Source organism: Frankia sp. CgMI4, from assembly GCF_001756285.1.
Taxonomy (GTDB): Bacteria; Actinomycetota; Actinomycetes; order Frankiales; family Frankiaceae; genus Frankia; species Frankia casuarinae.
On the sequence record NZ_MAQZ01000068.1, the window covers coordinates 1 to 13,600 of the forward strand.

The 13,600-nt window shown below is 70.2% G+C and carries 10 protein-coding genes; 8 read left to right on the forward strand and 2 right to left on the reverse strand.

The annotated features are described in order from the left end of the window. The 3 genes from Manayef4_RS11005 to Manayef4_RS11015 all read left to right on the forward strand — a co-directional run. On the forward strand, positions 1–1,570 hold a 1,570-nt coding region (locus tag Manayef4_RS11005; protein WP_254665582.1), incomplete at its 5' end, for an AMP-binding protein. 120 nt (positions 1,571–1,690) lie between these two features. Beyond that, positions 1,691–4,435 carry a LuxR C-terminal-related transcriptional regulator gene (locus Manayef4_RS11010; protein WP_011436660.1) on the forward strand — a complete coding sequence of 915 codons (2,745 nt, stop codon included), beginning with the start codon at positions 1,691–1,693 and terminating at the stop codon, positions 4,433–4,435. 62 nt (positions 4,436–4,497) lie between these two features. Further along, on the forward strand, positions 4,498–5,649 hold the full coding sequence (locus Manayef4_RS11015; RefSeq protein ID WP_011436661.1) for an acyl-CoA dehydrogenase family protein: 1,152 nt from the start codon (positions 4,498–4,500) through the stop codon (positions 5,647–5,649). 45 nt (positions 5,650–5,694) lie between these two features. On the opposite strand, the gene Manayef4_RS11020 is transcribed toward Manayef4_RS11015, so the two are convergent. Both Manayef4_RS11020 and Manayef4_RS11025 read right to left on the reverse strand, forming a co-directional pair. Continuing rightward, positions 5,695–6,363, reverse strand: a complete 669-nt coding sequence (locus Manayef4_RS11020; protein ID WP_083282396.1) for a TetR/AcrR family transcriptional regulator — start codon at positions 6,361–6,363, stop codon at positions 5,695–5,697. Between the two features lie 58 nt (positions 6,364–6,421). Next, the gene (locus Manayef4_RS11025; protein WP_175443364.1) at positions 6,422–7,600 is read right to left on the reverse strand and encodes an acyltransferase family protein; all 1,179 of its coding nucleotides are present in this window, start codon (positions 7,598–7,600) and stop codon (positions 6,422–6,424) included. A 578-nt stretch (positions 7,601–8,178) separates the two neighbouring features. Between Manayef4_RS11025 and Manayef4_RS11030 the strand changes: the two genes are divergently transcribed. The 5 genes from Manayef4_RS11030 to Manayef4_RS11050 all read left to right on the forward strand — a co-directional run bounded on the left by Manayef4_RS11030 (position 8,179) and on the right by Manayef4_RS11050 (position 13,597). After that, positions 8,179–9,141: a LysR family transcriptional regulator gene (locus Manayef4_RS11030; RefSeq protein WP_011436664.1), complete on the forward strand. Its 963-nt coding sequence runs from the start codon at positions 8,179–8,181 to the stop codon at positions 9,139–9,141. Positions 9,142–9,417: 276 nt separating this feature from the next. Further along, the gene (locus Manayef4_RS11035) at positions 9,418–10,239 is read left to right on the forward strand and encodes an MBL fold metallo-hydrolase (protein WP_070131520.1); all 822 of its coding nucleotides are present in this window, start codon (positions 9,418–9,420) and stop codon (positions 10,237–10,239) included. Between the two features lie 118 nt (positions 10,240–10,357). Continuing rightward, positions 10,358–11,767: an ABC transporter substrate-binding protein gene (locus Manayef4_RS11040; protein WP_083282398.1), complete on the forward strand. Its 1,410-nt coding sequence runs from the start codon at positions 10,358–10,360 to the stop codon at positions 11,765–11,767. Next, positions 11,767–12,783, forward strand: coding sequence for a sugar ABC transporter permease (locus Manayef4_RS11045; protein ID WP_254665583.1), 1,017 nt, complete (start codon positions 11,767–11,769; stop codon positions 12,781–12,783). The genes Manayef4_RS11040 and Manayef4_RS11045 overlap by 1 nt, the downstream gene beginning before the upstream one ends. Next, positions 12,770–13,597, forward strand: coding sequence for a carbohydrate ABC transporter permease (locus Manayef4_RS11050; RefSeq protein ID WP_070131521.1), 828 nt, complete (start codon positions 12,770–12,772; stop codon positions 13,595–13,597). Before Manayef4_RS11045 ends, Manayef4_RS11050 begins: the two co-directional genes overlap by 14 nt. Positions 13,598–13,600 lie beyond the last annotated feature (3 nt).

The following is a 13,600-nucleotide window of genomic DNA, read 5'->3' on the forward strand; positions in this document are numbered from 1 at the left end:
AGCGTGTGCGATGAGTGATCTCACCGGGAAAAGTGACCTGACCCTGAAGGCGGTGTTCGTCGACGCGTTGGACCGGTTCGGTGCGCGTCCCGCCCTGCACTATCAGGGGCGGACCTACGGGTACGGCGAGATCGTGGCCGCGGCGAACCAGCTCGCGCACCGGCTGCGTGCGGCGGGGGTGGGGCCGGGGGTGTCGGTGGCGTTGATGATGTCCAACCGGCCCGAGTACATCGTCGCGGATCAGGCGATCCTGCGGTGTGGCGCGGTCAAGGTGGCGCTCAACGACATGCTGTCGGCCAGCGAGATCGACTACATTCTGCGGGACAGCGAGGCCCGGGTCGTCCTCGCCGATGCGGGGATGCTCCCGGCTGCGCTGCACTCCGCGCCGCCCCTGTTGGAGACGGTCATCGCCGTCGCCGACCCGGACGACTGCCCGGGCGGGGTGGTGGCGTGGCACGACGCGCTGGCCGGGCAGCCGACCACCGTGCCGGAGGTCGACCCGACACCCACCGACCCGGGGTTGATCGTCTATACCGGGGGTACGACCGGTCTGCCCAAAGGGGTGATGCACACCCAGCGGAATCTCGCGCTCAATCTGTTCTCGCACGTGATGGAGATGGGGCTGCTCGACGACGAGGTGCTGCTGTTGATGTCGCCGCTGCCGCACAGCGCGGGTTTCCTGCTGCAGGCCGGGATGCTCAAGGGGGCCCGGCACTTCCTGGAGACCAGGTTCGACCCGGAGCTGGTGCTTGAGCGGATCACCGCCGACCGGGTGACCTTCACGTTCATGGTGCCTACCATGATCTACCGGGTGCTTGACCGGGCGGCGGGCCGCGCGTTGGACCTCAGCTCGCTGCGGACCATCCTGTACGGTGCCGCGCCGATCACCCGGGAGCGGCTGGAGCAGGGCCTGGAGGTGCTCGGCCCGGTGTTCATGCAGCTGTACGGGCAGTCGGAGGCGCCGAACTTCATCACCCGTCTTCGCCGTGAGGATCATCGTCTTGATCCTGACGGGGAGCATCGGCTGGCCAGCTGTGGTCAGCCGGTCGTCATGGCCACGGTCAGGGTGGTCGACGAGGCTGGCCGGGAGCTGCCCCGCGGTCAGGTCGGGGAGATCGTCGCCGCCACGCCGTACACGATGGTGGGGTATCGGGGCCGGCCCGAGCAGACCGCCAAGGCGCTGCGGGACGGGTGGTTGCATACTGGGGATATCGGGCGGATGGATGCCGAGGGGTACGTCTATCTGCTGGACCGCAAGAACGATATGATCATCACCGGTGGGATGAACGTGTACAGCACGGAGGTGGAGAACGCGGCGGCGGCCTGTCCTGGGGTTGGGCAGGTCGCGGTCGTCGGGGTGCCGCATCCGGACTGGGGTGAGGCGGTCGTGGCGTTCGTCGTGCCCGATGATACCGGTGCGTTCGACGAGGCCAAGCTGCTGGCGCACTGTCGGGTCGAGCTTGCCCGGTACAAGCAGCCCAAGGCCGTGCGGGTCGTCGAGGCCCTGCCGACCACCGTGTACGGCAAGCTGGACAAGAAGGCGCTGCGGGCCGGCTGGCCCGRTTGGTGACGCCCAAAGTGTTGCGGCCTGGGCGGCCAGTGCGAAAATCAGCCCGAGGGTGTGTGAGTATCGTCACGAACGCGTGGCARGGGAGCCGGGCGGGGAGCCCTCGGAAGCGAGGCGAGCTGGATGGACACCAAGGCACGTCCCACGCTGGCCGTGTCCACGAAGTTTCAGGCACCCACCTATGACACCCAGCTGGTCGGCCGGGACCGGCTTCTCGACGTGTTGCGAGATGGCCGGGCCCGGCGGCTGGCTTTGATCCACGCGCCGGCCGGGTTCGGGAAGACMACGCTGGCGGTGCAGTGGCAGCGGGTGCTGCGCGCCGAGGGGGTGCCGGTGGCGTGGCTGAGCCTCGACCGGGACGACAACGACGCGGTGTGGTTCCTCAGCCATCTCATCGAAGCGGTGCGCCGGGTCGAACCGACCCTGGGCGGTGACCTGGTCGAGGTGCTGGAGGGGCATTCCGACGACGCGCAGCGGTATGTGCTCACCGAGCTGGTCAACCAGCTTGCCGAGCATCGGCGGCCATTGGCGATCGTGCTCGACGACTGGCATCTCATCGACGCCCCGCAGGCTGTTGCCGCGTTGGAGTTCCTGCTGGAAGCGGGTCCGGCCAACCTGCATCTGATCGTCACCAGCCGGACCCGGTCGCCGGCCGTGGGCCGGTTGAAGGTGCGTAACCAGGTGACGGAGATCGACGCCACGCAGCTGCGGTTCGACCATCGGGAATCCGCGGCCTTCCTGCTTGAGCTCAACGAGTTGGATCTCGACAGCACGGACGTGCATCGGCTGTGGTCGAGTACCGATGGCTGGGTCGCCGCGTTGCAGCTGGCGACCCTGTCGCTGCGTGACAGCGCCGACCCGTCGGCGTTGATCCGCGGTTTCTCCGGGCGGCATCACTCCCTGGGTGACTATCTCGCCGAGAACGTGTTCGATGCGCTGCCCGCGGATCTGCTCGACTTCCTGCTCACGACTTCCGTCTGTGATCGGCTCTGCGGTGATCTGGCGGCGGCGGTGAGTGGGCAGCGGCGGGGGCAGGCGCTGTTGGAGGAGCTGGAACGGCGGGACTTGTTCCTGCGGCCGCTCGACGACAATCGGGAGTGGTTTCGCTACCACCATCTGTTCGTGGGTTACCTGCGCCGCCGCCTGGAGCGTGATCATGCGGATCGGGTGGTGACCCTGCACCGGACCGCGTCGGCCTGGTTCGCTGATCACGGTCTGCTCGGTGAGGCGGTCACCCATGCCCTGGCCGCCGGTAACGACGCCGGGGCGGTGGACCTGGTGGAGCGGCAGGCCATGCACCTGGTGGAGCACAGCCGGATGGCCGTCCTGCTCAGCCTGGTCAACAAGTTGCCGTCGGCGCTGCTGCCCGGCCGGTCGCGGCTGCAGATCGCGATCGCCTGGGCCAACTGTCTGCTRCAACGGGCGCAGCCCGCGCAGGTCGCGCTCGACCACGTGCGTGCCGCCCTGACACCCGACGACACCAGCGACACCGGTAAGGACATCCTCGGCGAGGCCGATGTCGTCCAGGCCTGCATCGACGTCTATGGTGACCGGATCTACCGCGCCGCTGACCTGATCGCCCCCTACATTGCGAAGAACTCCGGCTACCGGCCGTGGCTGGTCGCAGTGTCGTCCAACATCCGGACCTTCGTCGACATCCACACCTTCGCCTACGACACCGCGCAGGCGCGGCAGCGGTGGGCCAATGCCTTCCACGACACCACCCGCGGGCCTTTCGCCGGCGTGTACGGGCGCTGCTTCGCCGGACTCGCGGCGTTCGCCCAGCTTGACCTGGTGACCGCCGAACGCCTGTACCGGGAAGCCGTGGCCCTCGCCCGCGAAGCCGCCGGGCCGCGCTCGCACGCCGCCCGGCTGGCCGGCGCGCTGCTGGGCCGGCTGTACTACGAGCGGGGCGACATCGACGCCGCCGAGCGGCTGCTGGAGGAGTGCCACGAGCTCGGTGCCGAAAGCGGCGTCGCCGATCTCATGATCGCCACCTACTCCACGCTGGCCCGCATCAAGACCCTGCGCGGTGAGATCGAGGACGTCTGGCACCTGCTCGACGAGGGCAGCGAGGCGGCGAGCCAGCTCGTCCTGCCTCGGTTGTCGGCCGCCGTCGATCACGAACGCCTGCGGCTGCACCTGGCCCGTGGGGACCTCGGGCGCGCCCAGAACGTGCTCGCCCGCCAAAGCGACGACGTCGCCCGCGGCGGCGACGGCATCGCCATGGCCACCCGCCACTACCAGCTCGCGATGCGCGCGCGGGTCATGGCCGCCCAGGCCGACTACGACGGTGCCCTGCGGCTGCTGTCCCAGATGCACCAGGAGAGCAGCTCCGTGGCCTGGCGGTACGCCGAAACGGCCACGCGTATCGACCTCGCGGTGGTGCACTCGCTGACCGGCGACACCGACACCGCGCTGCGCACCCTCGTGCCCGCCGTCGTCGCCGGGGCCCGCTGCGGTCTGGTGCGCACCGTTACCGACGCCGGCCCKGAACTCCTGAAGATCATTGGCGAGCTGCGGGACGCGAGCCGGTGCCGCCGGTGGCCGGTGGAGTTGCCCACCGTGCCCTCCGACTACCTGTCCAAGCTGCTCGCCACGGCCCACGCGGACGCGGAACGGGCGGCGATCCCCATCATCGATCGCCCGGCCGAGCGGAACCCCGCTCCCGAAGAGCCGCTCAACGCCCGCGAGATCGACATCCTCCGTCTGCTGGACCGCGGACTGTCGAACAAGGAAATCGCGCGTAACCTCGGTCTGACCATCAACACCGTCAAGTGGTATCTCAAGAGCATCTACACCAAGCTCGGGGTCGCTCGGCGCGGGGAATCGGTCTCGGAGGCCCGCCGGCGCCGGATCCTGGCCTGAATGCCCTGGTGGCCCTGAACGCCCTGGTAGCGGGTGCCGCTTCCACGACGGGGAGGACAGCGATGCCTGACACCCGGCTCAGCGAGGAGCAGGAAGCCCTGCGCAAGGCCGTGGAGGCGTTCGCCCGCGAGGTGGTCGCCCCCGGGGCGGCGCGGCACGACGAGGAGAAGACGTTCCCGTACGAGGTCGTCGCGCAGATGGCCGACATGGGCCTGTTCGGTCTGCCGTTCCCGGCGGAGTACGGCGGGCAGGGCGCCGACTTCTTCGCCCTCTGCCTGGCCATCGAGGAGCTGGCCCGGGTCGACTCAGCGGTGGCGATCACGCTGGAGGCCGGGGTTGGCCTCGGCGCGATGCCGATCTACCGGTTCGGCACGCCGGCGCAGCGGGAGGAGTGGCTGCCGTCGCTCGCCAGCGGGCGGGCGTTGGCCGCGTTCGGGCTGACCGAACCAGACGCGGGCAGCGACGCTGGCGGCACCCGCACCACCGCCCGGCTCGACGGCGGCGACTGGATTATCAACGGCTCGAAGGCCTTCATCACCAACTCGGGTACCGACATCACCCGGCTCGTCACCGTCACCGCTGTCACGGGGCGGACCCCGGCCGGACACAAGGAGATCTCGTCCGTCCTGGTGCCGGTGCCCACCCCCGGCTTCACCGCCGGTCCGGCCTATTCGAAGGTCGGCTGGCATGCCTCCGACACCCATCCGCTGACCTTCGACGACGTGCGGGTGCCCGCGGAGAATCTGCTCGGTGCGCGCGGCCGCGGCTTTGCKAACTTCCTGCAGATCCTGGACGAGGGCCGGATCGCGATTTCCGCGCTGGCCGTCGGGCTGGCGCAGGCCTGCGTGGACGAGAGCGTGAAATACGCGAAGCAGCGGGAGGCATTCGGCGCGCCGATCGGCCGCAACCAGGCAATCGCCTTCAAGATTGCCGAGATGGAGGCGCGGACGTACGTGGCCCGTGCCGCCTACTACGACGCGGCCTCCCGGATGCTCGCCGGCCTGCCCGTCAAGAAGGAGGCGGCGATGGCGAAGCTGTTCTCCTCGGAGGCGGCGGTGACGAATGCCCGCGAGGCCACGCAGATCCACGGCGGCTACGGGTTCATGAACGAATACCCGGTCGCCCGGCACTGGCGGGACGCCAAGATCCTGGAGATCGGCGAGGGCACCAGCGAGGTCCAGAAGATGCTGATCGCGCGCGAACTGGGTCTGTAGGTCACGAGGCTCGCGAGAACACCGCCGGCACCCCGCGAAAGATCATCAGCGGGTGGCGGCCGGCCCGGGTGCCGGGCGCCGCGCTCCCGCGGCGAGCAGGGCGGCCAGGCCGAGCCGGTGCAGCAGGTCCGCCAGCTGCGGCCGACTCATCGTCACCGCGCTGTAGGGGGTGGAGTTCAGCAGGCCGAAGGTGGCGTGGACGGCGGCGCGGGCGGTGCCCTCGGCGAGTTCGGGGCTGCGGGCGCGCAGCTGGGCGACCCAGAGCTCGACGTAGCCGCGTTGCAGCCGGCGCACGGTGCGCGCGTCGGCCGGGTTCATACTGGTCAGGTCGCGATCATGAATACGGATCAGTTCGGGTGAGTCGAGAGCGAAGGAGACGTGYCAGCGCACGAGCGCGTCCAGCGTGCCGTCCGGACTGGGCGTGCCGTCCGGACTGGGCGTGCCGTCCGGACTGGGCGCCGCGGCCGCGCGACGGGTGCCCTCGGCGAGCAGGCGTTCACTGATGCCGATCAGCAGTTCGCCGAGGATCGCCTGCTTACTCGGGAAATGCTTGTACAACGCCGGCCCGGAGACGCCCGCGGCCCGGCCAATGTCGTTGATGCTCACCCCGTGGTACCCGCGCTCGGCCATCAACCGGGCCGCGGCGGCGAGGATACGCTCCCGGCGCGATCCTGCTGGCGGCGGTTTTTCGAGGCTGAAGGACACGGTCGGCACATTACCGCCTTCCGGGACAGCCGGTGCCCGCCTGGTTAATACTGGCTAACCCAGGTTTTCAGTCGTCCGGCCCGGTGCGCGCCGGTCCACGCGGGGCCGCGGCCCCGCGCTCCACCGGCGCGAACAGGACGATCAACGGCGCCAGGAAGAGCGCGGGCAGGATCACCCACAGCGGTCGCCCGGCCCACCAGGTCGCGGTCGGTTCGTCGGGCATCGGCAGCCCGACCGCCCGCATCGTGACCATCGCGAGCAGCAGGGCCGTCATGTGCCACAGGAACACGGTCATGATCACGGCGTTGCCCGTGACGACCGCCGTCCACGGCCGGCGCCGGGCCAGCATCCGGTTCAGGGCGGGTGCGGCGAGCAGGATCAGACCGAGCTGGAAGACGGCGAGCACGGCGATCGCAGCGGTCGTCGGGAACATGTTGCCGCGTCTGGCTYCCTCGGTGGCGACCATCGATCGCGGATACTCGTCGAGCGTCGTCACCAGGGCCAGCCCCGCCAGCCCGCAGAGCGCCGTCAGCAGCGCCCGCCGCGGCCCGCGCAGGACGCCGTCCCGCCAGAAATACCCGAGCTGGTGGGCGAAAACCCAGACGAGACCGGTGTTGACATAGCCGAACACCGTGCTGCCGGTGCCGAACCGCGCCAGGTCGACGAGCGCCACGACCGCGCCCAACAGCAGGATGAACCGGCGGCCGAACCGCCGATGGACCGCCGCGGTCACCGGCACGACCAGGATGACCCCCAGGTACGCCGCGAGAAACCACAGCGGCACCAGCACGGCCCGTCCATAGCGCAGCAGACCCGGGTAGTCGGGGACCGCGAGCAGCAGGACGGCGTCGACCGCCGCCCAGACGACGGCGAACACCGCCATCGGGGGCAACAGGCGGCGCAGCCGCCCCCGCAGGAAGCGCCGTGCCCGCGGGCCCCAGGGACGCGCGGGATCATCGCGCGGGGACCCCGTGGCGCGACCGGCCGCGTCCCAGGCCGCCAGGTGGGCGAAGCCACCGATGACGAAGAACACCGGCATCACCTGGAGCAGCCAGGTCGCGAGCCAGGCGAACGGTATCCGCGCGATCGGATTGGGCATCACGAGGACGCCCCCGCGAAAGTGGTCGATGGACAGGGCCCAGTGCCACAGCACCACGACACAGACGCTCGCCAGGCGCAGGAAGTCGACGTCGCGCGCCCGGGACGGCGGGGTGGAGTCGACGAGCCGGCCCACGGACCGCTCCACGGACCGGCCCATGGAGCGGCCCATGGAGCGCAGCCCGCCCCACGGTGACCACACACCGCCAGGCTGCCAGACGCGGCGCCCCGGCGATTGCCGGGACGGACCCGGCACCTGAAACTGCCGTGAAACCGCGATGAACCCGGCGGGCCRCACGCTCATCCCATGGCAGCAGACCTTCTCGGGCAGCCGGACCAGCGGTCTAGGAGGTCGCCCGCGGGGGTGCCGGCGTCCCCGTCCCCGGCGGTGACGCGGTCCGCGGCGGGCGGGGGAGAGTCCGCCGCGGGCGGTTCGATTCCGAGCCAGTCGTCTGGTGCCCGGCCGGTCCTCCCTCACCCCGAGCAAGATAATCAACGGTGTTGACGCCCACTCGGCTATCATGATCAACAAAAGATCGGTGGGTCCGGCGGGCCCGGTGGGCCGGTAACCCATGGCCCCAGCCCGCTGGCGATGATCCGCGGCCATCATCCATGATCGGCTGGGCGGCCAATCAACACGGGAATTTCACCGTCCGTTTTTTTTATATTTCGCCGCCGGTATTCCGGAACGATATTTTTCTGCGGGGAGGTGCCGTGGAGACCCGCATGGAGTTCCGCTATCTCGTCTCGTTCCTCGCAATCGCCGAGGAACTGCACTTCGGGCGGGCGGCGGCCCGGCTGCACCTGGCCCAGCCGTCGCTGAGTCAGCAGCTCCAGCGCCTCGAACGGGAGGTCGGTGTCGAACTGGTTAGCCGGACCTCCCACGAGGTGCGGCTCACCGCGGCCGGCCGCGCGTTCGAGGTCGAGGCCCGGCGGGTCCTCGACACCGCGCGCCGGGCCGTGTCGGCGGCCCGGGAGGCGGCCTCGGGCCGCGTGGGCGTGCTGACCATCGGCTTCAACTTCCCCGCCGGGCAGCGGGTGCTCCAGCCGACCCTCGTCCGGTTGGGCGCCGACTACCCTGGCATCTCCACGGTTCTCTGGGAGGCCCGCAGCGGACCGACGCTCGCCGCCCTGCACGACCGCAAGGTGGACGTGGCGCTCGTGTTCGGCGGGGCGCCGGCCGTCGGGCTGCAGTCGCGACGGATTCTCACCCTGCCGCTGGTCGCCATCGTCGGCCACCACCATCCGTGGGCCGACCGCCAGCAGGCGTCGTTCCGGGAGCTCGCGCGTCAACGGTGTGTGTTGTTCCGGCGGGAACAGAGCCCCGCCATGCACGACGCGATCCTCGCCGCGGCCGGCCGGGCGGGCATCAGCCTGACGGTCGCCGACGAGGTCGACGACTCGGGTGCCACGGGGATCATCGTCACGACGAAGTCGGTCGTGGGATTCGCCTCGTCCGTCCGCAGTGGTTTCGTGCCCGGCAAGGGCCTGGCGGCCGTGCGGCTCGTCGAGCCGGTGCCCACCGTCGGGGTGCAGGTGGTCTGGCACCCCGACCCGCCGCCCGTCGTCGAGGCGTTCCTGCGCAGCTTGGACAACGCGGGTCCCTTCGGGGAGGACGCCGTCCCCGCGCCTGCCGCGCCGCAGGTGCCGGTCCTCGCCCACGACGGGCAGCCGGCTTCCGGTGGTTGAGCCCGCACCCCCCGGCACCTTCGGGCCCCCGCCGCCGGACCGACCCGATGTTCTTCGTCACGGGCCGTTCGGCGACGGCGGCGCGTGTAGATGACGATTGGCTGGGGCAATCGTCCGTTCGAAAGTTCCGTATTGCCGGCGACGGCGCCACCCAGCAGCATCGCGGATGACAGCGGAAATCCTCGCGCACCCCGGCGCCGAATGTTCCACATGTTCCCAACGGAATGTTCCCAACGGAACACCAAGAGCGGAACATCAAGATGAACGGATGAACGTATGCGGTTGACCGTCCTGGGCTGCCGGTCGGGAATGCCGACCGGCGGTCAGTGCAGCTCCAGCTACCTCGTCTGCACCGCGGAGACGAAGATGCTGCTGGACTGCGGCCCCGGCGCCGCGACGGCGCTGAGCGCGCTGGGGCATCCCGCGGTGCTCGACGGTATTGTGATCAGTCATCTGCATTCCGATCACTGCTATGATCTCCTGCCGGTGGGGAAGGCATTGCTGGCCAGCCGGACCCGGTATCCCATGCGATTCCCGACGCTGCCGGCACGCGACATTCCGACGCGCAGCGAACCGATTCCGCTTTACCTTCCACGGGGCGGCCTGGACACCTTCCGGACATTGGYCGGACTATTTCCGGTCGCGACGATCCCGTTGCTGGACAAGGCGTTCGAGGTCGCCTTCGACGTCCGCGAGTACGACCCGGGGGAGACCTTCAAGATCGGCGACTGCCTGGTCAGCCTGCACGGGCTGCGCCACGCGGTACCGAACTGCGGGATCCGCATCGAGACGGCGGACGCCAGCCTCGCCTACACCGGCGACACCGGAGTGACCGACGCCCTCGTCGACCTCGCCCGCGGCGTCGATCTCTTTCTCGCCGAGGCCACCCTCGAGCTGACCGACGACAGCGACCACGGCCACCTCAGCGCCCTCGACGCGGCCGAGGCGGCCCGGCTCGCCGGGGTGGGTCAGCTCGTRCTCACCCACTTCGTCACCGACGACCCCGAGTGGCTGGCCGCGCGGCGCGCCGAGGCCGAGCGGGTGTTCGACGGGCCGGTGCACCTGGCCGCCCCGGCCCGCAAGTTCGACGTCGCATGACCTCCGCCGACGTCCTGCCCCCCTTGGGGGGCACCCTGTTCCCGGGCTGCGACCTGTTCCCGGGACGCGATCACCCCTCGGGTGACGCAATCGCTCCGACGCGTGAAAGGCGACTGGTGTGACAGCCGTTTCCCGGCACGACGATGCTGCTGGACATGAACGGGACGCAGGACAAGAACGGGACGCAGGACAGGAACGCCCGGGCCGCCGTCCGCGGCGGCACCGGGCCCGGCTGGTCGTCACGGCGTTGTCCGCCGCGGTCGGCCTGCTCGCCGTGGCGGCCTGCGGCTCGGACGGCGACACCGCCTCCGGTACCCCGGCCGCGACACCGCAAGGTGACACCCCGGCGACCATCACCTTCCTGTCCTACAACTACGGCACCCCGGGTCTCGGTGGTACGGGAACCCAGGCACTGCTCGACGCCTTCGCCAAGGCGCACCCGAAGATCACGGTCAAGCCGCAGGGCGTCGCGGTGAAGGACGTCCTCACCCGGCTGCGCACCGACACCGCCGCCGGTGATCCGCCCGACGTCGCCCAGATCGGCTGGAGCAAGATGGCCGAGGCGGTCGACGCCCTGCCTATCACCCCGGTCCAGAAGGTCGCCGGCAGCGAGTGGGAGTCGGCCACCGCCGGCATCTCGAAGAGCATCCTGTCGGCCGTCTCCACCAACGGCGTCGTCGCGGCGATGCCGTTCACGATGTCGATCCCGGTCATGTACTACAACGCCGACCTGTTCCGCGCCGCCGGCCTGGACCCGCAACACCCGCCGACGACCCTCGCCGACGTCAAGGCCGCCGCTTTGAAGATCAAGGCGACCGGTAAGCAGGGCGTCTACATCAGCGTCGTCGACAGCGGGAAGTCGGACTACCTGACCCAGTCGGTCGTCAACTCCAACGGCGGCTCGCTGGTGGACAAGAACGGCGGCGTCACCCTCGACAAGCAGCCGGCCGTCGAGGCTCTGGCCACGATCGCCGACCTGACCGCCTCGGGTGCCCAGCCCGGAGTCAAGGCCGAAGCGGCCCTGGCCGCGTTCACCAAGGGTGACCTCGGCATGTTCGTCACCAGCACGGCGCTGCTCGCCAGCGCCCAGAAGGCGGCGGCGGGCAAGTTCGAGCTGCGCACCGCGGGTCTGCCGTCCTTCGGCACCAAACCCGCCCGCCCGACCTACTCCGGCGCCGGGCTCGCGGTGCTGGCCAAGGACCCGGCCAAGCAGCGCGCCGCCTGGGAGTTCATCAAGTTCCTCACCTCCGACGAGGGCTTCGAGATCATCACCTCGAAGATCGGTTACCTGCCGCTGCGACAGAGCGTGGCGACGAAGCTCGCCGGCACCCCGATCGTGAAGCTGCTGGAACCGGCCCTCGACCAGCTCGACACCGTCACCCCCTACACCTCGTTCCGCGGGGCGAAGGCCAACCAGGCCGTCKTCGTGCTGCAGGACGAGGCCGTCGAACCGATCGTCCTGCGCGGGGCCGATCCCCAGGCGACCCTGAGCAAGGCCGCCGRGAAGATCCGCGCACTCTCCTCCTGATGATCGGCACCCGGCCCCGCGCGGCACGCCCGCGCGGGGTCCTCCCGGCCACGGTGGCACGCCGCGCCGTGCCGTGGCTCTACCAGACGCCGGTACTGGTGTCGCTGGCGGTCTTCGTCTACGGGCCGCTGCTCTTCGAGGCGTACCTGAGCCTGACGAACTGGGACCTGATCAAACCCGACCAGGACTTCGTGGGGCTTGCCAACTTCCGCGGCCTGTTCGAGGGCGAAGAGTTCCCCCGGGCGCTGAGCCGCACCGGCCTCTACGTCCTGGTGATGTTGCCCTTCGCGACGGTCGTCCCGATGGCGCTGGCGATCATGTTGTGGAAGCGGCCCGGTCGGACCAGCGACATCTACCGGGCCCTGCTGTTCCTGCCGGTGATGCTCGCCCCTGTCGCGAACGCGCTGTCCTGGCGGTTCGTCCTCGACCCGCTCGGCGGGATCGTCAACGTCGTCACCGGCGGGCTGGGCCTGGGCGAGCGGGACTGGCTCGGTGATCCCTCGACCGCCCTCGCCGCCATCTCGCTCGTCACCGCGGCCCGGTTCGTCGCGCTCAACATGCTGCTCTACGGCGCGGCACTGGCCGCGATCGACCGGCGCTGCCTCGACGCCGCCCGCGTCGACGGCGCCACCGAATGGGAGATCACCCGCCGTCTCGTGGTCCCCCAACTGCGTRGCACCACGATCCTGCTGTCGTTCCTGTGCGCGGTGTTCGCCGGGYAGTGGACGTTCACCAACATCGCCGTGCTCACCCAGGGCGGCCCCGACAACACCACCGACAACGTCTACTACCGTCTGTACACCTACGCGTTCACCTACTTCGACGCCGGGACGGGCGCGGCGGCGGCGCTGACGATCGTGGTGGTCCTGTGCGCCCTGTTCGGCCTGTCGACGCTGGCCCGCCGCGTCGCCGGCACGTTCGGCGCCCCGGGCCGGGACCGGCCGACCACCCGGCTCGCGGCCGCCCTCGCCGCCCCGCTGACCGCGCTGACCAGGAGGCGCCGTGCCGCGCTCTGATGTCCAGGCCACCCGCGCCGCCGGCCGGCACGTGGTACTCGCCGTGGCGGTCGTCGCGATGCTCTTCCCGATGCTGTGGGCGCTGACCACCTCGTTCAAGCCGCCCGCGGACATCTACGGCGCCAACCCGCTGCCCATCCCGGCCAGCCTGAGCAACTACCGCAACGCCATCGACGGGTTCCCCATCGGCCGACTGCTGCTGAACACCTTCGTCATGGCGACGGGCGTGACCATCCTGCACCTCGTCGCCGGGGTACTCGCCGCCTGGTCGTTCGTCCGTTTCTCCCACGCCGGGCAGCGGCTCGTCTCCGCGCTGGTGGTCATCGCCCTCGTCGTCCCGCCGCAGGCCCTGATGATCCCACAGTTCCTGCTGGTCTCCCGGCTGGGCTGGCGCAACACCTTCGCCGGGCTGATCGTGCCGCAGCTGGCCACCTGCTCGCTGGCGGTGCTGCTGCTGCGCGAGCACATCCGCGGCATCCCGCCGACCCTGCTCGGCGCCGCGACCCTCGATGGCGCCAGCCACGCCGAGACGCTGYGCCACATCGTCCTGCCGCTGCTGCGCCCCGCGCTCGCGGCGGTGGCCGTCGTCGTGTTCATCACGACGTGGAACGAGTATCTCTGGCCCACCCTCGTCGCGCCCCACCGGGACACGACGACCATCCAGCCGGGCCTGCAGATGTTCGAGACCCAGGAGGGCCCGGAGTACGGCCCGTTGCTCGCCGGGGCCATGCTCGCCTCGATCCCGGTGACCATCGTCTATCTCTTCGCCTCCCGCCGCATCACCGACGCTTTCCTCCAAGCTGGCCTGAGATGAGCA